22 protein-coding genes, 2 rRNA genes, 1 pseudogene and 1 riboswitch are annotated in these 20,302 nt (G+C 46.9%); of the genes and pseudogenes, 4 read left to right on the forward strand and 21 right to left on the reverse strand.

Translation table 11 applies throughout. From position 1 onward, the window contains the following. Positions 1-300: 300 nt before the first annotated feature. From ispE to AC58UW_RS30710, 7 genes and pseudogenes are all read right to left on the reverse strand, one after another. The gene (ispE, locus tag AC58UW_RS30680; RefSeq protein ID WP_497424353.1) at positions 301-1,155 is read right to left on the reverse strand and encodes a 4-(cytidine 5'-diphospho)-2-C-methyl-D-erythritol kinase; all 855 of its coding nucleotides are present in this window, start codon (positions 1,153-1,155) and stop codon (positions 301-303) included. 359 nt (positions 1,156-1,514) lie between these two features. Continuing rightward, positions 1,515-1,685 (reverse strand): annotated as a pseudogene (locus AC58UW_RS30685) (small, acid-soluble spore protein, alpha/beta type); the annotation flags it as partial. Positions 1,686-1,839: 154 nt separating this feature from the next. Next, complete coding sequence (gene veg, locus AC58UW_RS30690; protein WP_028557365.1) at positions 1,840-2,115, reverse strand: biofilm formation stimulator Veg; 276 nt, start codon at positions 2,113-2,115, stop codon at positions 1,840-1,842. A 264-nt stretch (positions 2,116-2,379) separates the two neighbouring features. After that, complete coding sequence (gene yabG, locus AC58UW_RS30695) at positions 2,380-3,252, reverse strand: sporulation peptidase YabG (RefSeq protein ID WP_497424354.1); 873 nt, start codon at positions 3,250-3,252, stop codon at positions 2,380-2,382. A gap of 55 nt (positions 3,253-3,307) precedes the next feature. Then, positions 3,308-4,216 (reverse strand): 16S rRNA (adenine(1518)-N(6)/adenine(1519)-N(6))-dimethyltransferase RsmA, encoded by a 909-nt coding sequence (rsmA, locus tag AC58UW_RS30700; RefSeq protein WP_497424355.1) that lies wholly within the window; start codon positions 4,214-4,216, stop codon positions 3,308-3,310. 44 nt (positions 4,217-4,260) lie between these two features. Further along, positions 4,261-4,806 carry a ribonuclease M5 gene (gene rnmV, locus AC58UW_RS30705; protein WP_497424356.1) on the reverse strand — a complete coding sequence of 182 codons (546 nt, stop codon included), beginning with the start codon at positions 4,804-4,806 and terminating at the stop codon, positions 4,261-4,263. A gap of 116 nt (positions 4,807-4,922) precedes the next feature. After that, positions 4,923-6,062: a resuscitation-promoting factor gene (locus AC58UW_RS30710; protein WP_497424357.1), complete on the reverse strand. Its 1,140-nt coding sequence runs from the start codon at positions 6,060-6,062 to the stop codon at positions 4,923-4,925. Positions 6,063-6,351: 289 nt separating this feature from the next. Continuing rightward, a riboswitch (cyclic di-AMP (ydaO/yuaA leader) is annotated at positions 6,352-6,544 on the reverse strand. A gap of 282 nt (positions 6,545-6,826) precedes the next feature. Between AC58UW_RS30710 and AC58UW_RS30715 the strand changes: the two genes are divergently transcribed. Both AC58UW_RS30715 and AC58UW_RS30720 read left to right on the forward strand, forming a co-directional pair. Beyond that, the gene (locus AC58UW_RS30715; RefSeq protein ID WP_497424358.1) at positions 6,827-7,570 is read left to right on the forward strand and encodes an ABC transporter ATP-binding protein; all 744 of its coding nucleotides are present in this window, start codon (positions 6,827-6,829) and stop codon (positions 7,568-7,570) included. Then, positions 7,567-8,799, forward strand: coding sequence for an ABC transporter permease (locus tag AC58UW_RS30720; RefSeq protein ID WP_497424359.1), 1,233 nt, complete (start codon positions 7,567-7,569; stop codon positions 8,797-8,799). The genes AC58UW_RS30715 and AC58UW_RS30720 overlap by 4 nt, the downstream gene beginning before the upstream one ends. Here the strand turns inward: AC58UW_RS30720 and AC58UW_RS30725 are convergent. Both AC58UW_RS30725 and AC58UW_RS30730 read right to left on the reverse strand, forming a co-directional pair. Beyond that, complete coding sequence (locus AC58UW_RS30725) at positions 8,785-9,552, reverse strand: TatD family hydrolase (protein WP_497424360.1); 768 nt, start codon at positions 9,550-9,552, stop codon at positions 8,785-8,787. The two genes, AC58UW_RS30720 and AC58UW_RS30725, sit on opposite strands and share 15 nt — an antisense overlap. 27 nt (positions 9,553-9,579) lie before the next feature. Beyond that, on the reverse strand, positions 9,580-10,857 hold the full coding sequence (locus tag AC58UW_RS30730; RefSeq protein WP_497424361.1) for an HD domain-containing protein: 1,278 nt from the start codon (positions 10,855-10,857) through the stop codon (positions 9,580-9,582). A gap of 371 nt (positions 10,858-11,228) precedes the next feature. Between AC58UW_RS30730 and AC58UW_RS30735 the strand changes: the two genes are divergently transcribed. Next, entirely contained in the window at positions 11,229-11,483 is a 255-nt protein-coding gene (locus AC58UW_RS30735) for an AbrB/MazE/SpoVT family DNA-binding domain-containing protein (RefSeq protein ID WP_127457122.1), read from the forward strand. A gap of 154 nt (positions 11,484-11,637) precedes the next feature. On the opposite strand, the gene rsmI is transcribed toward AC58UW_RS30735, so the two are convergent. From rsmI to AC58UW_RS30785, 10 genes are all read right to left on the reverse strand, one after another. Beyond that, positions 11,638-12,525: a 16S rRNA (cytidine(1402)-2'-O)-methyltransferase gene (gene rsmI / locus AC58UW_RS30740; RefSeq protein WP_497424362.1), complete on the reverse strand. Its 888-nt coding sequence runs from the start codon at positions 12,523-12,525 to the stop codon at positions 11,638-11,640. Positions 12,526-12,579: 54 nt separating this feature from the next. Beyond that, positions 12,580-13,335, reverse strand: coding sequence for a tRNA1(Val) (adenine(37)-N6)-methyltransferase (locus AC58UW_RS30745; protein WP_497424363.1), 756 nt, complete (start codon positions 13,333-13,335; stop codon positions 12,580-12,582). 82 nt (positions 13,336-13,417) lie between these two features. Then, the gene (gene yabA, locus AC58UW_RS30750) at positions 13,418-13,759 is read right to left on the reverse strand and encodes a DNA replication initiation control protein YabA (RefSeq protein WP_127457119.1); all 342 of its coding nucleotides are present in this window, start codon (positions 13,757-13,759) and stop codon (positions 13,418-13,420) included. A gap of 59 nt (positions 13,760-13,818) precedes the next feature. After that, positions 13,819-14,622 carry a PSP1 domain-containing protein gene (locus AC58UW_RS30755; RefSeq protein ID WP_127457118.1) on the reverse strand — a complete coding sequence of 268 codons (804 nt, stop codon included), beginning with the start codon at positions 14,620-14,622 and terminating at the stop codon, positions 13,819-13,821. 1 nt (position 14,623) lies between these two features. Then, positions 14,624-15,601: a DNA polymerase III subunit delta' gene (holB, locus tag AC58UW_RS30760; protein WP_497424364.1), complete on the reverse strand. Its 978-nt coding sequence runs from the start codon at positions 15,599-15,601 to the stop codon at positions 14,624-14,626. A 16-nt stretch (positions 15,602-15,617) separates the two neighbouring features. After that, the gene (locus tag AC58UW_RS30765; RefSeq protein ID WP_497424365.1) at positions 15,618-16,064 is read right to left on the reverse strand and encodes a YaaR family protein; all 447 of its coding nucleotides are present in this window, start codon (positions 16,062-16,064) and stop codon (positions 15,618-15,620) included. A 33-nt stretch (positions 16,065-16,097) separates the two neighbouring features. Then, complete coding sequence (gene darA, locus AC58UW_RS30770; protein ID WP_079417169.1) at positions 16,098-16,427, reverse strand: cyclic di-AMP receptor DarA; 330 nt, start codon at positions 16,425-16,427, stop codon at positions 16,098-16,100. 63 nt (positions 16,428-16,490) lie between these two features. Further along, positions 16,491-17,147 (reverse strand): dTMP kinase, encoded by a 657-nt coding sequence (gene tmk / locus AC58UW_RS30775; protein ID WP_497424366.1) that lies wholly within the window; start codon positions 17,145-17,147, stop codon positions 16,491-16,493. Between the two features lie 40 nt (positions 17,148-17,187). After that, positions 17,188-18,699 (reverse strand): aminotransferase class I/II-fold pyridoxal phosphate-dependent enzyme, encoded by a 1,512-nt coding sequence (locus AC58UW_RS30780; protein ID WP_497424367.1) that lies wholly within the window; start codon positions 18,697-18,699, stop codon positions 17,188-17,190. Positions 18,700-18,795: 96 nt separating this feature from the next. Next, the gene (locus AC58UW_RS30785; RefSeq protein WP_497424368.1) at positions 18,796-18,996 is read right to left on the reverse strand and encodes a sigma factor G inhibitor Gin; all 201 of its coding nucleotides are present in this window, start codon (positions 18,994-18,996) and stop codon (positions 18,796-18,798) included. Positions 18,997-19,132: 136 nt separating this feature from the next. On the opposite strand from AC58UW_RS30785, the gene AC58UW_RS30790 reads away from it, so the two are divergent. Further along, entirely contained in the window at positions 19,133-19,660 is a 528-nt protein-coding gene (locus AC58UW_RS30790; RefSeq protein WP_497424369.1) for a hypothetical protein, read from the forward strand. A gap of 278 nt (positions 19,661-19,938) precedes the next feature. Here AC58UW_RS30790 and rrf read toward each other — a convergent pair. Both rrf and AC58UW_RS30800 read right to left on the reverse strand, forming a co-directional pair. Then, positions 19,939-20,055, reverse strand: a 5S ribosomal RNA gene (gene rrf / locus AC58UW_RS30795). 136 nt (positions 20,056-20,191) lie between these two features. Then, a 23S ribosomal RNA gene (locus tag AC58UW_RS30800) occupies positions 20,192-20,302 on the reverse strand; the annotation flags it as partial.

Consider the following 20,302-nt stretch of genomic DNA (forward strand, 5'->3'; position numbering starts at 1 on the left):
CGCACTACCCCCCAAAAATCCGAATAATATAAAGAAAATATACCACTTTTATACGTATTTATTCAAGCTTCACATGAAAATTAACTTAACATATACCTAACATAATACTAACACGAAGGAAAACACTCCTCGGTGAGGGGACATTTCCGCAAAAAAGCGCCGCCTAGGCAGGAGCCTGACGGCTTATCTTTGTTGCTTTATGAGACAACGAGACAACTTCCAGTAGATTAAGCGCTGTCCCTTTATCCACTCCGTTAAAAAAGAGCCCTTTCTGGGCTCCTTGCACACAACTTCACTATGCTAGGTCAACATCCGAACCGCATAAACATCCTTACAGAAGCCTCGAAGCCCATTATATATACGGGGCACCTTCGCTTCCTTGGAGACAAGTCCGAACACCGTTGGTCCGCTTCCGGACATTAAAACACCATCTGCACCGAGACGCTGCATGCAATCTTTCAGTTGCCTAACCTCCGGGTAGAGGTCCAGCGTCACTTCCTCCAGCACGTTGCCGAGGTTTCCGCAGAGCTGATCAAACTGCTTCTCACGAATCGCCTTCAGCACATTCTCTGTTGAAGGGTGATTCTTGATCTCACGGGCGTTCAGCTTGCCGTAGATTTCCGATGTGGACACATTGATGGGAGGCTTGGCCAAAACAACCCAACATTGCGGCGGCGAGACGATCGGCTCCAGCTTTTCTCCGCGTCCTCTGGCGACAGCCGTTCCTCCCGTTACACAAAAAGGCACATCCGATCCAAGCTCAGCGCCAAGCACCTGCAGCTCCTCCATAGGGATGTTTAAATTCCAAAGTCGATTCAAACCCCTAAGCGTTGCTGCCGCGTCACTGCTGCCCCCTGCAAGTCCTGCAGCCACGGGGATCTTTTTATCCAAATGAATGTAGACGCCTTGTTTGACGTCATAGCGATCCTTGATAAGCCGCGCAGCCTGAAAGGCCAAGTTCTTCTCATCTAACGGAATATAGCCAGCTTGGCTGGAAATAATGATCGTATCCCGTGAAAGCTCCTGCATCTCAATCCGGTCGGCCAGGTCGACCATGGTCATGACCATCTCAACTTCATGATAACCATCTGATCTTTTATGTAAAACATCTAAGGATAAATTAATTTTAGCCGGTGCTTTTTCAAAAATCTTCATCAGGACTCACCTTCTTTTGCTCGTTTGCCATTCAAATATTATAACAAAAGCGCAAAAAAAAAGCTAAAGCATTCGCTTTAGCTGTAGTAGGGACGCCGTTCGCCTTGCGCCGCTTGAGGAGACGTTGATGATATGGGATTCCAGCCCGCTTGTGACTGCCCGCTTGGCGTAGACGAGGCATACATGTTTTGGGAATTAGAAGATGTATAGGAAGGTGTAAAGGTCGCCGTTTGCTGTCCGTAGTGCTGTGGCGTCTGTACAACCCGTTGGTTATACATTGGCGCTTGTGCGTAGCTAGGCTGTGTGAAGCTATTCTGACCGTATGATGCTTGCGTAACAGGCTGTGCAGAGGCTGTATACTGCTTCGCCAGCTGTTCCTCCGCAATCTGAATAGCTCGCTTCACCATATTCCCTGCATCTTTGGTGCGGATTCCTTCCCAACCCTCGCGCTGAACAACATCATAAAATCCAAGATCCTTCGCTAACTCATTTTTAAAGCTTTCCGACATAACACCTCTTCTGCGACTCATCAAAAAACCTCCTTTTCCTGAGCTTAGCACGAGCTTCTGTGAAACAAAGCTGGCAGCGTAAGCGTAAAGTAAAGTTAGTATGCCCAGTCGCAGCAGGTCCATTCAAATGCAAAAACAGACCCTAGGGTCTGTTCATTATAGAAACTTATTAAGCTTAATGTTGGATATAGGTGATACGAACCTGACCATCATCATTACATACCGTAACCTCAACAGATTCGGTAAGAATGTCGGCGTAGCTGTATGACACTCGTTTAAAGGCGTGTGATTCTTGGTCAAGCTTCACGATAAACACAGAAGGGTAGGTTTCTTCTAAAACACCGGAACGTTCGACAGTCTTTCGACGGCCACCATTCGCTCTCAACATGATCTTCTGCCCGACGTGGGGCTCCAAACTGCGTTTGATTTCCAACAGCGCATTTTTTGCCATTGTCAACTACCACCTCTTTCCTTGTTAATTATAACCCATTCTGACAAGCATGTCAAACAGGGTCAAATATTATATCAGCACCATAATCCAGTTGTCAACGGCATTTTCACCTATTTACCGAATTCCCCATTGTACAGGTTGTCTCCAAAGTTCGCAAATTATTCACACTTTTCCAAATAAAAAAGAACACTCCTCCACCGCCCTCTCTTAAGAGAGAAGCAGCAGGCAAGTGTCCATGAAAGAAAACCATGTATGATCAAGCAATTACGCATGCTCATCTGTATGTTGAATACCGGGAACGCCCATTCGGTAGCTCCCTCTTGTCTCCACACCACCCAAACCATCAAGCCCGGTCACCGTCAAATCCATAATATCCAACATGGATATCGTTTCCTTCACGGAGGTATAGGATAACTTTGCAGCGATGCACAGCGGGTCTAATGCGTGGATGAGTATGCGCGCAGGCGAACTCGCGAAATTCGCCCCAGCCCGAAGCAACGCCTCAAAATGAGACTGGCAAGCTCCAGCCACGACAATCATCGCATCACGATTGCGTTCATACTGCCGCGCTACTTGAACAGCGTTCACAAAGTTCTGTGAATTCTTATAGCTAGACAAACCGCCTGGTCCAGCGGCTTTACGATGCTTAAGTATTCCGTCATGACCCGTGATGACGACAATATCCGGCTTAATTTGTGGAAGCAGCCGGTGGAGAGCTTCGGCCATCTGGGCCTCAGGAATATAGAAACCCTCAGCGGGCACGCGAAGTTCTCCATAGAGCAGCATGCTCTTACGTAGATAGGTCGGATCCCCGTCCAAGTGCAGCACTTTACCCGGGACTTCGAAATATCCCGCGTTCACTTTCTGATTATGGGCAACCGAGAGTTGATTTTTCTCCTGGAGCTGCACTTGGGCAACCGCCAGCCTCCGCAGTGACTCGCGAAATTCCGGCGAACTCGACCTAGGGTGGTCCATCGTCTCTGTCGGGTTCGTCAGTGTTAAGTCTACTAAAGGCGCATCTGCAAGCAGCCGGTAATCGACGCCGCGCAGGACAGCCTTCAATTGATCGATACGTTCAATCTTAAACATGACGTCGCCGCCATAGGATTTACGGGTTACAAAATCACCTTGCCTCATCGCACAAATCCCCTCCATGGGTTATCCTATGGCAGGGCTGGGCATTTGGTGCGGGTTATTTGCATCCGTGCGCGCGAAGCGCAGTCGACAAGCGCGCGAATTCTTCCATGCTGAGCGTCTCGCCGCGGCGCGAAGGCTCGATGTTGATAGTCTGGAGCAGAGCTTCCAGCTCCGGTTTGTTTTCTTTGGTAAAGAACCGCGCAGCCAGGTTGTTGTATAAGGTTTTGCGACGTTGGACGAAAGAAGCCTGGACGACGGTGAAGAAGAAGTCCACGTCCGCCACTTCGACCGGCGGGGTTTTGCGCACACGCAGCCGGATGACGGCAGAGTCAACGTTCGGCTGCGGCACAAAGACGGTGCGCGGCACGATCGTGACAAGCTCCGGCTCGCAGTGGAACTGCACGGCAATGCTGAGGCTGCCGTAATCTTTGGTGCCCGGGCGGGCCGCCATGCGGTCGGCAACCTCTTTTTGAATCATCACGACGATGTTCTCCAGGGGAAGCTTCTCTTCGAGAAGCTTCATAATAATCGGCGTCGTGATGTAGTACGGCAGATTGGCGACGACACTGACGCCATCAAGCCCGTCAAAATGCTGCCGGAACAATGCCGGCAGGTCGGTCTTCAAAATATCGCCATGCACGACACTCGCATGGGGATAAGGCTCTAGCGTCTCTTCTAGGATAGGCAGGAGACGCTGATCGATCTCCACGGCCAAGACGCGCCCTGCGAGCTTGGCCAGCTGCTGGGTGAGCGCCCCGATGCCAGGGCCGACTTCCAGCGCGCCTTTGTTAGGCCCAAGCTCAGCAGCCGAAACGATCTTGCTCAGGATGTTCTGGTCAATCAAGAAGTTCTGACCCAAACTCTTTTTGAGCACAAGATTGTGCTTTTTAATCATTTGTTTCGTCTTACTAGGTGTTGCGACATCTTCTGCTGTTACAATCACTTCGTTGCCGGGTATAGTCATTTTGTAGCCCTCTTTTATCTATAGGTTCTGAATTCCACTATATTTCACGATAACTGCGGTTCCAGCTGCTCCAAGGCAGCTTCAAATTCCTCACGCGAGATCTGGAACATCGCACATCGCTTATAAAATTGTTTGCCATTGCAGTAACCGATGCCAAGCGCGTTGCCAACGACAAGTCGGCGGGAGGCTGCCTCCGGATGAACGATCAGACCGGCGGCTATGAGATCCTCCATGGTAAGCTGTGACACAGCCCCGTCGTACTCTGTCCGCAGGTTCTGGAGCGCTTCCCGGACAATCTCCGGCGCTGCGTTCTCCACGCCAATGTCGCCTTTATACTCAGCCTGCTGCTGCGTGATAAAAGCATGCTTGCAGCCTGGCACCTTGGCCGCCACAATCTTCCGAATCCGTTCACCTGCGTGATCCGGATCCGTAAAAATAATGACGCCTCTGCGCTGCTGCGCGAGGGCTATTCGCTTCAATACGGCTTGCCCGATGGCGGAGCCGCCTGTCTCTATCGTATCCGCCTCGACAGCTCGGCGAATAGCTGCCGTGTCGTCCTTGCCTTCGACGACAATGACTTCTTTAATCATAATCGGTTCCCTTCCCAGTACGCAGAAAAAGAAGAGGGGTTCCCTCTTCTTTCGCCCAGGCTGCTTGCCTGGCAACGTATATTGACATTGTTCCCGCTGAAATAGACGTTTACACGTTAATTTTCAGACGGCTTTTTCGGTCCTACAACATAGACCGTGTACCCTTGCTTCGTTCCGAATTTATTGGCGTAACCATGATCTTCAAAGTAGACATCGATCATTTGGCCTTTCACACCGCTACCGATATCTTCAGCACGACGGAAGCCAACACCCTCAATGTAAACCCACCATCCCAGTGGGATAACTTTCGGATCGACCGCAATCGTTCTGCCCTCAGTAACCGTAGTTCCTGTATACGTCTTACCGTACCCAGGAGAACCTTCGGATTTCCCTGTTGAATCGGCTCCCGCTGAATAAGCCGTGAGCTTCACATTCTTCAAGATTTGTTTATACCCGAATGTTACACCATTCTTAGAAACCTCATCCACACTAGGGGATGATGCCGATAGAACAACAACGGGATTCTTCGTGCCAACCGACACGACTTTCTTAATGCTTTGTTCCTGTACTTCTTGACCTACAACAGCTTCAGCAATTAACATGCCATCTTCGTAAGTCTTTTCTTTCTTTTTCAGAAGTACGCCCTCTTTACCTTCTTGAACGACCTGCTCTTTACCCTTAAGCAGCGATGCATCACTTTTCTTCTCCGTGTCGAATGCGATCGGCTCTGTTACTTCTTCCGTCTCTTTTTTCACACGGACGATTTTGATCTCATCGCCTGTGCTTAAAGAGGATGTCGGTTCGGGAGTCAGCTTATCGTGCTCCCCAAGTGCAATATGTAAACGTTGCAATGCACTTTCAACCGTTCTTGCAGTTGTGTAAACAGTGGTGGTCTTTCCATCAGCAGTCAATTGAATTGGAGAAGCGTGCTCGATGACGAATTTGTCCCCACCCTTGATTGTAGCTGTAGGGTCTGCAGATATTTCATCGTGTTCACCAATCGTTATGGCTTGTTCATCCAGTAGGCGTTGCAGGACCCATTGCTTCGTATGCACAACGGTTTCTTGTCCATTCACAACCACGGATACGCTCTTGGTAGCCGTACCGTACAACAACACCAAAAACATGAAAGTCATTGCGATTGAGATTATAGCCAGGCTTAAAATCAAACGCAAGTTTTCATGCTTCCATCGCAATGCGAAGGACATGCTGGATGATCGTTTTACATGGGTCTCGCTAAAAGAGATACTGCCCACTTCTTCGGTCCTCCTTCAAAGCCTCGCCGCCAGGTTACAGCATGATTAAATTTGACGCGACTAAGGTTTTTAATTTAACTTAACGTGTCGTCCATCGGCAGCTGCTTAGAAACGGCTGCATTCTGGTCGTCCCGCCCCGCTTTGCTATTCATCATCCTTTGAGTTCCGGGCTACGATTAGTCGTCCGAAGTAGTTATAAGTCCTTATGGGGACAAAAAGCCAGCAAGAAGAGGACTCTTCTCGCTGGCTTAGTTTGCATAGTAAAATACACAAATAGCACGCACGACAATCGTTACCTCTCTTACGCTTACGAGGTTAGCTGACGGATTCGGACGTGAGAGTCGCCCTACTCAGACGTAAACTTCCGTTAACGTCCAAGATTCACCCCTGTTACTCACTCTGTTCACTTCGTCAGCGATACCGCTTTATAAGCTTACAGTGGTTCCCCCGTTCCCATAATTGGAACTCAGCGAATGGAAAAATGGCAAATTGGTTATTAAGTTATTATGAAAAGTATATTACGCTGTTAATCTCTGCCTGTAAAGGGATTAACACCTACTAAAAAGGGCTAAATCAATTAAAAATAGCTTATTTTCGAAATAAAAGCACTTTTTATCTACATTTATCTCACTATAACGTACGATTACTAAGTTTCTTCGCGTTTTCACTCTTAAACTAGGCTTCCAAACTAAATTTGTTTATAATTATCAGGTATGAAACCTATGTTTAAATTCCAATAATTAGATATTTAGGGAGGCACTGAGATGGGGCCCATATTACAAGTCGACTCTTTATTCGGGGGATATTTACCAAATAAACCTGTTCTTCATGACCTCACATTTTCGATCCGTCAGGGTGAAATGATGGGGTTGATCGGACTGAATGGCGCAGGAAAAAGTACAACCATCAAGAACATTCTTGGTCTGCTTCAACCGCAAAGGGGTTCAATCCGAATTAACGGCTTGACGCTAGCCGAAGATCCGCTGCCTTACCGTGCCACTTATGCTTATGTACCCGAAAGTCCAGAGCTATATGAAGAGCTTACAATTCGGGAACACCTGGAGTTAACCGCCATGGCATACGGCTTATCGAGAGAAGACTATCTCTCCCGTTCACAAGCGCTTCTGGAGCAGTTTCACATGCAGGACAAGCTCAACTCCTTCGCAAGCCATCTATCCAAAGGAATGAAGCAAAAGGTCATGATCATGAATGCGTTCTTGATCGAACCTTCTCTCTACATCATTGATGAACCTTTTCTCGGGCTCGATCCGTTAGCAATCCGTTCATTACTGGAGTTAATGGTCAAAATGAAGCGACATGGCGCGTCATTCCTCATATCCTCGCATATTTTGTCTACGATTGAAAAATATTGCGATAACTATGTCGTCCTTCACAAAGGACATATGGTCGCTCAAGGTGATTTAGTCGAATTACGTCAGCAAACTGGGCTCCAGCAAGCGTCACTGGACGACATCTTTTATAAGCTTGTAAAAGGAGAACTGGTATGAAGGCGATGGACATGGACACCCGTGCCCTATGGCAGAAGAGATTTGAACATTATATGAAGGAATCCATGGGCTACCTGCAGTATGCAGCGCGCAGCAACTTTTTTGGCTTCCTGTTATTTCTTGTCATCCTTTCTTCCTATTATTATGCAAAAATACTACAGCGCCTTCCGACAGATTATCCTTATCTGTGGATCGTCCTATTACTGCTTGTACCTTTGTTATCCTCAAGCCCGATTCGCACACTAGTAAGAAGTGCAGACCGTATGTTCCTAATGAGGATTGAACACCAGATGGGTCCTTACTTCCGTGGCGGATTCATGTACAGCTTAGTGCTGCAAGCATTTTGGACATTTCTGGCGTTGGTTGTACTATGGCCCTTGTATCATCACTGCCTCGGTCATGCCGAACAGCATTTCTTATGGATGCTTGCTTCGCTTCTATTAATGAAGGTAGCCAACTTATTGGCTAGTTGGCAAGAAAGCCGATTCACCCATGAGCGTGCGAGAAGGGCTTCCATCACCTTCCGCTGGATAGCAACAGCCGCTCTGATTTCTCTGCAATTTCTTACAAGCGTTCTCTGGGCCAGCGGTGCTGCTCTTGTACTTACATTGGCTTGGTTAACAGCTGCGCATTACATATCCAAATACTATATCGGGTGGGACTATCTCATAGCGAAGGAAAGGCAGCAGCAGGCACGGCTTTATGCCTTTTTCAACTGGTTCGTGGATGTACCGCAGTTGGGAACGCGAATAGCCCGCCGAAGCTGGATCAGCGGGGTCACAAGATTTATTCCTTTTAAACAGGATGCAGCTTATCTGTACCTATATATGAAAACATTTCTACGAACGGAGCTATTCGCGATGGTATTACGTATATCCTTACTGGGCACATTAGCCATCGCCGTTTCAAGCAGCAGCACAGCTCGACTTCTCATCTTCTTTATCGCTTTAGTCATTTCCATGGTTCAACTGACGCCACTTGAGCGTTCACACCGCTATACCTTTTGGCTTGACATGTACCCGCTCAACCGTCAGCTGAAAGCCGGCTCCTTGGCCTTCATCATCTGGTCAGCCTTACTGCTAGAATTATGTATGCTCTCGGTTCCGTTATTAATTCGATCTTCACCTATCTACATTGTCGTACCGCTCATCGGTTTCCTCTTTATCTCGCTCAGCTGCGGAGTCTTGCTTCGACGGAAATTTGCAAAGAACGCTTTACTTGAGACCTAATAAGGCGATAGCGTTGTTTGTCGTTATTTCTGCAAGCTCTTCCAGACTCAAGCCTTTAATTTCCGCGGCCGTTTCGGCTACCAACCGAACATAAGCCGATTCATTGCGTTTGCCGCGGAAAGGATGCGGGGTCAAGTAAGGAGCGTCCGTCTCAATTAGCAAGCGGTCCAAAGGAACCTGCGCCAGCACTTCCTTGGGCTGCCTTGCATTCTTGAAGGTAACAGGTCCCCCGAAGGAAATATGAAAATTCATATCCAAACATTGCTTTGCGGTCTCCCAGCTCCCCGAGAAACAATGCATAATCCCCCCGACATCTGCCGCTTTCTCTTCTTTTAGAATGGTCAAAATATCCTGATGCGCATCGCGATTATGAATCACTATCGGCATTTGAAGCTTTCTTGCTAATCTGATTTGCTCCCGAAACACCCGCTGCTGTACATCCTTAGGAGACTTATCCCAATAGTAATCCAGTCCGATTTCCCCGATTGCCACCACTTTCTCATGCTGACACAGCGATTCAATCCATTCCAAATCTCCTGGCATCATGTCAATTGCGTCTACAGGATGCCAACCTACTGTTGAGTAGATGAAATCGTATTTTTCGGCAAGTGCTATTGAACTAGGAATCGTCTCTCGATTAAAACCAACATTCACCATTCTTGTAACTCCTGCATCGTGAGCACGTTGTATGACCTCGTCTTGATCTTCCTTGAACTGTTCCGCATTTAAATGTGTGTGTGAGTCTGTTAGCATGTTCTTCTCCTTGCTTCCTCTTATGTATTATTCCTGCTCGCCTAGCATCTCCCATAATTCCGGATACGCCGAAGCATTCAACCGCTCCAACAGCTCCTCGGGGTAATAGACATGATGCTTACCCATTTGAAAACCGCTAATAGACTGAACAATCTCCGATCGATGGGTGATTTCGGTTAACGTTTCCTTATGATCCAAAAGCAGGATCGGCAAATTATCCTCCGTCTCCCCCGGTCTGTACACATCATAGGATTGATTCGACGGGAAATCAATTTCCATGTAGTAGATTGGATCGAAGCCAACCTCCGTCATTACTTTCTCCATAAGCTGAATGATACGCTGATTCGATTGATCAAAGGTACTGTATTTATACAGTTTGCGGTCCAAGAATCGCTTGCACATATCAGCAAGAATAGGATCCTTCTCGCTCATCCAAAACGTTAACATCGCCTGCATCACAGACTCGTCCAGAAGCAAATAATCTTCGAGTGAAATCTTATTCTGAATCAGGTGCAGGATGGGATCCGTCATAAAACCAAACGTATAGTTATCTTCATATAAATGTTTGGCGCGCGCAAAGATTTTGTGCAGCAGAATTTCCGCACTCCGCGTCACCGGATGGAAATAGACCTGCCAGTACATCTGATAGCGTGACATTAAATAATCTTCAACAGCATGCATACCGCTTTCTTTAACCACAATATGCCCACGATAAGGCCGAATAACACGGAGTATTCGCTCCAGATCGAACGTCCCGTAATTAACCCCAGTGAAATACGCATCTCTTAACAGATAATCCATCCGATCGGCGTCCAATTGAGACGACACTAGGCTTACTACAATTTCTTCATTGTAAGATTTGCAAATGACACCCGCCACTTTTTTTGGAAAATCAGGTGAAACCCGGCGCAATACTTGATTGACCTCCGTATCCCCAAGCACGATTTTACAAGACCAATCCTCATGCCGTGTTCCGAAAGCCTTCTCAATCGAATGGGAGAAAGGTCCATGCCCCAAATCGTGCAACAGCGCCGCACAAAGACAAATCAATCGCTCTTCTTTTGGCCAATCTTCATACTGATGGCGTTCGAATTGGGAAATAATTTTGCGTGTGATCTCATACACACCTAGCGAATGCGAGAATCTGCTGTGCTCGGCACCATGAAAAGTCAAATAAGAGGTGCCTAATTGCCGGATGCGGCGCAGCCTCTGGAACTCTCTCGTATTGATCAAATCCCAGATCGTGTTATCCTGCACGTAAATATATTTATGGACGGGATCTTTAAAAACCTTCTCTTCCTTCATTCAATCACAACCTCTCTTTATTAAAATTCTACATCCTTTCGACATTTCGCACCATCATATCGACATCGTTGTCGTAATTTGTCGAATTTACTAATACCAATTTTTCATTGTTTAAATCCTCATAATTGAATTGGTTAAATTCACCTTTTCTCGCATGTAATAGTAATATATTATTTACAAATCCTTATACCACTTGGTTTTTTCCATCTTTTTAGATGTGATCAGTTTTCAAAAAATTATTGCTTTCCAGTCCAAACTAGCGAAAATATGGTTGACTATTTTGGGAATGGTTGGTATCATTAGTTCAAGAGAGATGTCGAAACATGACGATATTGATAAAATTTTTATAAAATCGAAAGGGGTTTATATATATGATGAAATCTACGGGCATTGTAAGAAAAGTTGACGAATTGGGGCGTGTCGTTATTCCAATTGAACTTCGTCGTACACTGGGAATTGGCGAGAAAGACGCTCTGGAAATTTATGTAGATGGCGAGCGTATCATGCTTAAGAAATATGAGCCTGCTTGTATCTTCTGTGGCAACGCTGAAGGCGTCTCTTACTTTAAGGGAAAAATTGTTTGTCATATTTGTTTAGCAGAAATGCCAACACCTGTGACAAAATAAGAAAAATAGTATATAATAAGAAGTAGCACTTATCCTATTGGTAATTCTAACCTTTTTCATATCTCCTTTAATCTCTAACTTGTTGGCTTCGGTCACGGGTTAGAGATCTTTTTTTGTCCAGACTTCTCCCGGGGGGGCTACACCGCTCGCGCGCTTAGCGCTCGAGCAATGCATTGTAAACGTCCCGCTTGGAAATTCCGCGATCGCTCGCAACCTGCTTCATCGCTTCCTTCCGATCGCTGCCCTGCCCCTCATAGTGCTCGACATGCTCACCGAGCGACATCGCCTCCCACCAACTGTCGGCGGCTTCCTTCGCGGCCTCGGCCGACGCGCCTTCGGCGATCACGCAGTACTCCCCCTGCGGCGGGTGCTGCGTGAGATGCTCGAGGCACTCTGCAATCGTGCCCCGCAGAAACTCCTCGTACCGCTTCGTCAGCTCGCGGGCGAGACAAACCCGGCGCTCCGGCCCCCACACTTCCGCCATGCGGGTAAGTGTTTTCTCGACGCGGTGCGGCGATTCATAGAACAGCAACGTGTCCTGCACGTGCTGCAGCCCTTCCAGCACCTTCGTCTGATCCTTTTTCTCCCGGGGGAGAAATCCGACGAAGGCAAACCGCTCTGTCGGCAGGCCTGATGCAATCAGCGCCGACAGGGCCGCATTCGCGCCGGGAACAGGCACCACCGGCGCGCCCTGCTCTACGGCCATCCTCACCAGGTCATAACCTGGATCGGAGATGGCCGGCAGTCCCGCATCGCTGACAAGCGCGATGCTCTGCCCTTCAAGCAGCAAGCGGACGAGTTCGGGGCCGCTTGCCTGCTTGTTGTGTTCGTGATAGCTGACGAGTCGCGTAGCGATCTCGAAGTGCGTCAGCAGTTTGCGGGTTTGCCGCGTATCTTCCGCGGCAATCAGGTTCACTTCCTTTAGGATGCGAATCGCCCGAAAGGTCATGTCTTCAAGGTTGCCGATCGGTGTGGCAACCAGGTAGAGCGTACCCGAGGCGTTTCCGTCCTCGCGATAACTTTTTTGCACATTTAAGCCCACTGTTTGTCCCTCTTCACTTTAGTCATATGCTTCCATATACGCTAATATTTATTTTTACGAAAACTCTAAGGAAGCTCTGCCCCCGTAATAAATCTCCTTCAATTCTTTGCAGTACTCCTGATTCTCGTCATAAACGATTAGCGGAGGCAGCGTGCGAATTTCTGGTTTGCCATCCTTCATACCCTCTATCAGCACCATCATTGCCTCTTCCCCAGCGCGCGCATGCACATAGCGAATTCTTTTGGGCTCCAAGCGGTATTTCCTCATTAAAGTGACGATATCAACCAAGCGCGTTGCTCGGTGCACCATCGCCACTTTACCGCCTGCTTTAACAAGCTTCGCACACGCAGCAATCACATCTTCCAAATTACAGTGGATTTCATGACGCGCTGCGGCAAAATGCTCATTCACGTTCTGCTCGCCATTTGGAACAGGGAGATAGGGTGGATTGACTGTTACAGCATCGAATTGACCGTGGCCTAATGTTTCATGAATGGTCTTTAGATCACCTTGTATCATATGCAGCCTTTCGCCCAAATCATTCAGCAAAGCGTTGCGAACCGCCATATCCGCAAGACGCTCCTGAATTTCGACACCCCAGATGTCAGCCTTGGTTCGAGTAGAAAGGAGCAGAGGCACGACCCCGTTGCCTGTGCATAAATCGATAACTCGCCCCTTCGGCGGCAAACTGCAAAATCGGCCAAGCAGGACAGCATCCATCGAAAAGCTGAACACTTCCTCGCTTTGAATAATTTTTAAATCATACGTTAATAAATCATCAATTCTCTCAGTCGGTCGTAAAGGCACCATACGCAGTTCTTCATTTCCTTTCTAGTTCTCGCTCATCTATGGAAAAAAACCGTAAGGCATAAACCCCTACGGTCAAACACACTTATTTATTTAAAAAGGATAAGCAAAACAAACAATCTCCCTCGGTCCGAAGGTGTCCATAATACACATTGCATATGTGAAATCCTTCATTGTACAAGCGGGTCAAATTATCATATCCGGCTCCTGGTAACGAAACCGTTTCCTCTGCCTCTCCGACAGGCTGTTCAACAGTCGTCTCCTCTTGTCGAATAAGCTTGCGCAGCTGCTGATTTTCTATGCTTAGTCTCTTATTTTCTTCGATGAGTATAATGATTTGTTTCTTCAAGGCACCCAACTCGGCATAAGTGGCACCCATTCGTTCTTCGATCCCATCTATTTGTCCAAAAATATCCTGTTTATCCACGCTTTCACCTCTAGTGCCATGTATGCTTACTGGCCAGCGCCTCCTTGGATCCTTTGCCGCTACTCTTGTTCAACTACATCATCGAAAGGTAAATCAAGTGCTTTACCAAGGTCGAATAATTGAACCTTTGCGGTACGCTCACTGATATTTAACCCTAGTACCTTACCATTACCAAAAGAAGTGATCACATGCCTACCAACAGTTGGCAGAGAGTCCTTCGCACTTTCATAATTATCATGTTCGTACTTCAAGCAGCACATTAACCGGCCGCATAAACCCGAAATCTTCGTCGGATTAAGCGATAAGTTCTGATCTTTGGCCATCTTGATGGATACCGGCTCAAAATCACCCAAAAACGATGAACAGCATAAAATCCGCCCACACGGACCAATACCGCCTAACATCTTCGCTTCGTCCCGCACACCAATTTGACGCAGTTCGATTCTTGTCCGGAAAATACTCGCCAAATCTTTCACGAGTTCACGGAAATCAACGCGCCCCTCAGCTGTAAAATAAAAAATAATTTTATTGCGGTCAAAGGTATACTCTACGTCCACAAGTTTCATCTTAAGACTATGATCTCTAATTTTGTCGTGGCACGTTTGGAATGCATCCTTGGCTGCTTTTTTGTTCTCTTCAACCAAATCAGCATCCGAATCATCCGCGATGCGAATGACCTTTTTAAGCGGAAGAACGACATCATTTTCTTTGACGATCTTCTTGCCTACTACTACCTTGCCGTATTCCACACCGCGAGCGGTTTCAACAATAACAGCACTTTCTTGCTCAATCGGTAAATCGATTGGATCAAAATAATATATTTTACCCGCTTTTTTGAAGCGGACGCCTACAACAGAATACATCTTACACCCCCTGCATCTCCACGAGCATTTTCTCTATAACCAGCTGAGAGTTGGCGTTGAAGCGCAGTCGCTTTTGTAAATCTACGGCTTGCTCCATCATACGCACCCAGACTGAGACATCCCGACTGAACGCTAGGGAGCTCATCCAGTCTAGCTGGTCATTATATACAAGCCTGTCCCTGCGCTCAAGGCGCAGTTGCACCATATCTTTAAACCAGAGAATCAACAAGTCGAAAAGACTCGACATGTGTTCCGCAAGTTCTGTTTTCACAATTCGTTGCTGAACCGTAATCATAGAAGTAGGAAAACGTGTGAGCGTCTCCTTCGCTAATTGTAACATTACGGTTCTCATTTCTGCAAACCAATTCGCTCCGATTAGCTCCCTGGCTGCTTGTAATCCTGCTGTTAAATGGGCTGCAGGCTGTACAAGAGCAGCTGGAAAACCCTCTTCCAGCAGCGCCAGCACCATTTGCTCACGCGCCATCGGAGTGAATTGAATCCACTGTGCCCGCGATTGAATCGTCGGCAATAAGGCGTTTCCATTCTCCGTGATGAGAATAGCAACGACCCGAGAAGTCGGTTCTTCTAGGAATTTCAAAAGACTATTTGCTGCCTGTACGGTCATTTTCTCTGCATGATGCAGAATATATATTTTCGTTCCGGAAGCTGTAGCGCGATAAGCAAACTCCTTCTGAAGCTCCCGAATTTGCTCAATCTTAATCGAGGCCCCTTCAGGTGCAACGATATGCAGATCGGGATGATTGCTGTGCTCCACCTTGCGGCATTCCAAACACTCACCACAGGCATCATCCGTTCCGTGCTGACAATAAATCGCTTTCGCCAAGGCTATCGCCATTTCGGAACGCCCTGTCCCAACAGGCCCGCTAAATATATAGGCGTGAGACAGCTTGTCTTGTCGCAGCCCGTTCTGCAGTAGTTGCTTTGCCGCTGCTTGCCCCGGTATGGTTTGGAAGGACATTCGTTATGGCACCATCCTAAAATAACAAGTTGATCAACATGCCTCGGATCTCTCCGATTTTTTGCAAAATCTCAATGCGACCCTGCTCGCTCTCCAGTAGTTCATCCGCTAAAGAGAGGAGCTCCTGGTCGATTTCTTCCAAAAGCTTATATCGCTTCGAACGGCCGCGACGATCCCAGCCCTTCGTATCTCGTAAATGAACACCTCGGCGTGCCGTTTCCTCCAAGAATTGCCTAATCAGCAATTTATACTGGAGAAGCTCTCTCACGGTCATCGCCCGTGAGAGACGGTCACCTTGCAGCGTGATTTGCTGCACCATTTTGGACAATTGCTCCTGCGTATATTTCTCATCCTGCTGCTGCATAATGTCAGAGAAATTCCGGGGTGCCATCTGTGGCGGCGGGACGTTCTCATTCACTTTGACGTTCTTACCAATGGGCTGCCACCCCGGATTAATTTTCAAGACGCATCCATCCTTAATTAGGTCATCTATAATTTAGTAATGCTCGAAGCGTTCTACCGGCAATACGAATACCGCAGCTCCACCCACTTGCACTTCCACAGGGAAAGGAATATAAGAATCTGTCGTTCCTCCCATTGGAGAAACCGGTGTAACAAGCTGTTCCCGAATTTTGCAATTGGCGCGAATGACCTGCATAACCTCTTGCACTCTCTCATCTTCCGTACCGATCATGAAAGTCGTATTTCCAGCGCGTAGAAAACCGCCTGTACTTGCCAGCTTCGTTGCGCGAAAACCTTCTTTAATTAATGCATTGGAGAGACGGTTACTGTCCTTATCTTGTACAACAGCTACGACTAGTTTCATAGGGGTTGCCTCCTCTTATTATAAACTAAGAATGGATTTTCTGCTTCTCACGGAAAAATGTTCCTAAGCAAAATGTTCCTCAAGCAAACGGTTACACTGACTCCAAATATCTTCTGCAATCTCCTCTACACTGCGGTTAGCGTTAATTACTCTTACGCGCTCAGGATGATCGGATGCGATCTGGTGGAATCCTTCCCTTACCCGGCTGTGGTAATCCACATGCTTCTGTTCAATACGATCCAGCTCCTCCGCAGCAGTTGTGGCGCCTGATGCTCTTTGGTGCAGCCGAGCCATACTGACTTCTACAGGAACATCCAGGATGAATGTTCGAGTTGCTTGTAAGCCTGAGCTTGCATAGCGTGAAACAGCTTTGACCTGCTCAACATCCAAGCCTAGTCCGTATCCCTGATAGGCAATGCTTGCATCGATAAAACGATCGCACAGGACGATGCGGCCAGCCTCTAAAGCCGGTAAAATCAACTGATGCACATGCTGCGCTCGGGATGCCGCGTACAGCAGCACTTCCGCTTGATCCACCATTTCTTTATTTACAGGATCAAGAATAATACTACGAATCTTATCGCTGATTGCTGTTCCCCCTGGTTCCCTTGTCACGAGAACATCATGTCCTAGCTTCTTTAACCCCTCACCTAATTTCTTGAGCTGTGTTGTTTTACCAGAGCCGTCCGGCCCTTCAAAAGTAATGAATAATCCGTTCACTCTTCCTCCTGCGTGCTGCTTTACCAGTCCATATAATAGTTTATGTGTATACCTTTAACTTGTGTGTCTGACTAAATTCTGTACCTTGAAACTTGATTCCGTTGGCCGCTAGTTGTAGTAAAGCTTCAGCCACGGTATCCGTAATAACTTCACCCGGGTATAAATATGGAATTCCTGGTGGATACGGGATCACCATATCCGCAGAACGCTTGCCAATCGCATCCTCCGCGCTTACCTGACGATAAGCTCCCACTTCCCGCCCTTCTCTTGAGATTTCTCTCAGATCAAAAACAATTGGTGAAGAGATTTGTGTGTAGTAGGGTAATTTAAGTATATTCGAGATAGGCGCATGAAGTTCCTTCTTTTGTGGAGGAACGTCCAAACAAAAGTTGGTTAATACGCCAGCAACCCTTAACATATCCACTCGGCTTGAAGCCGGTGTGAAAACAAGCAGCACGTGCCGGCCATCCGACATTTCTACGTAAATGCCTTGCTCCTCTAATCTATTTTTGAGCTCCGTAGCGCTTAAAGTTTGTGTCGCATCACAAATAGCTACTTTAAAGGGATCCGCCGTATCATATCCTTCACATCGAGATACCGGAAACTCCCGAGGGAAGTAATGAAATCTATTCATCTGGTCCAGTATGGATCTGAATTCTTTAACCAGCGAAATGCCTTCTGACAGCCAAGCCTCCCCTTCTGTATGCATTCTTTTTCTCGCCAAATCTAAGGATGCCATGATGGGGTATGAGGGACTTGAGCTCTGCAGCATTCCCAAAAGTCGGCGAATCGCCTCACGGTTGATACGCGGCCCCTTCAAATGAAGCATGGCCCCCATCGTCATCGCAGTAAGCATTTTATGCGTAGATTGTACAACTGCATCCGCTCCCTGCGATAGCGCAGAGGCTGGTACCTTTGGATGAAAACCGTAGTGAGCGCCATGCGCCTCATCCACCAAAAGCATCTTTCCCTGCTCATGCATCAACTCAGCAAAAGGGGTTAAGTTGATACCCATGCCATAATAGTTCGGATTAGTCAAAAATAAAGCTTTTGCCTCCGGATATTGTTGCAATGCTTGTTTCACAATTTCAATATGTACACTTGTTGCAACCCCAGTTTGTGGATCAATGGAAGGTGCTATGAACACAGCTCTCGCCCCAGCCAACATCAACCCGTGAATAACTGATTTATGGACATTTCTTTGGACAAGAATGACATCACCTCTTCCACAGGCGGCCGAAATCATAGCGATATTCCCAACCGTACTGCCGCCAATGAGGAAATGTGTTTCCTCTGCCCCAAAGCAGGCTGCGGCTAACTGCTCCGCCTCCATAATTACGCCCTCTGCATGATGGAGATCGTCCAGACCTGTTATTTCCGTATAATCAATCGACATTATATTCTCAAAAAAGGGAGCTCCTTCACCCAGTAATCCCTGTCCAGATTTGTGACCTGGCACATGGAGACTTACCGGATTTTTAGCCTGATGAGCTACCATCGCCTCATATAGCGGCGCTTTAGACTGTTTCTCTGAACTTTGATTGCTGCTCATGCGAATAGGACTCCTTGAACTTTCTACTTAATACCCTTATAGTAGTGGATTGAAGCAGAAAAAACAAAAAAGCTTCCCGATAGAAGCTTCTCTCATTTAGTTCATATATTGTTTTGAGTTTCCCGTGTAGAAAGCTTTTCTCATCTGTCTTACGAAGAATGGGTATTTCTGATCACTCACATTCGTTTTGACGATCTCACCACTGCATTCATCGCAAATGAAAGCTGTAATAATATGAATGCCGCCATTTCGCTGCTGCTCACAGATCATACATATACCAATTCGGTTCTCCTCCATATGATCACCCCATGCACTTTTACTACTAGTATATCCGAATCTCGATTCTCCTAAACTAGCTAAACGCTCATATCTTGGAAGGAATATGCCGATATTACCTCTATATCAGGTTAACCGGCTTACGGAGGTCATCATCATGTCAACAAAGCAGGAACTAAATCTCTCCAAACAATCTACTATTTATAGTTATACTTTAGTGAAACGCATTTACCATTCTTTGTATAAAAGAATTCTTTACTTCCTGATTCTCGCCTTGGCCTTATTCTTCAAATTTGACCCCGCAAACTGGCTCCCGTTGTTAGTCAGCTATCCGCTTCTACTTGTTTTCCATACGCTGCTTGTTCGGGCATATTTCCAATTTACCATTGGGATGGCCATGAGAGGCTGGTCTTATCGATGGGGCGTATTCTGGTGCGGTTCACTGCCGGATGGCCATGCATCGGTTCGACTAGTAGCCAGAGTACAGCTTCACCTATTCTGGATTGGTCTCTCCTTAATTACAATCCTATATCCCTGGATCCCTACCTCTTGGTTAATTCATTTCATGATCTTTCACATTTGGATGCTGATGCCGCGGCTTTGGATGCTGATCCGATTCCGTCCTTTTCGCAAAGCCGGTTTAATGAAGATTTCTGAGAAAGAGACTTCTTGTTACTTGCAATAAAAAGTAAGCCTACTCGGTTGCAATGATTACTGTATAAAGTGCAGGTAATTGAGAGTTGGTAAGGTATTTCGCAAACTTTGATGTAAAAAGTACAGGTATTTTCAGTGGACTGATCCATTTCGGTCATTTCTCGTGAATTTACCTGTACGAGATACAGATAATTCGTTAAAACAGAGTTGAGATTGCTCATATTGATGTACTTTCTGCAGCTGAGTTTGAGAAGAACGAAATAAACGAAAAAGCCTTTCTGAGATTTCTCTCAAAAAGGCTTTTTCAGTGCTTGGCAACGTTCTACTCTCCCAGAACCCTGCGGTTCAAGTACCATTGACGCTGGAGGGCTTAACGGTCGTGTTCGAGATGGGAACGCGTGGATCCCCTCCGCCATCATCACCAAACGTGATGCTTCTGCCAGGAAACATCTGTAACTTAATTCAGGACGTCTTGCACCCTGAAAACTAGATACGAAACTTGCGTAAAGAATATTTGTCATCTCCGTTAGACGGAGCGACTAGCTGCTTAGTCAGCTGTTTATTGGTTAAGCCCTCGACCGATTAGTATTCGTCAGCTGCATGCATTGCTGCACTTCCACCTCGAACCTATCAACCTCGTCGTCTACAAGGGGTCTTACATACTGGGAAATCT

The organism is Paenibacillus sp. J22R160, assembly GCF_059692135.1.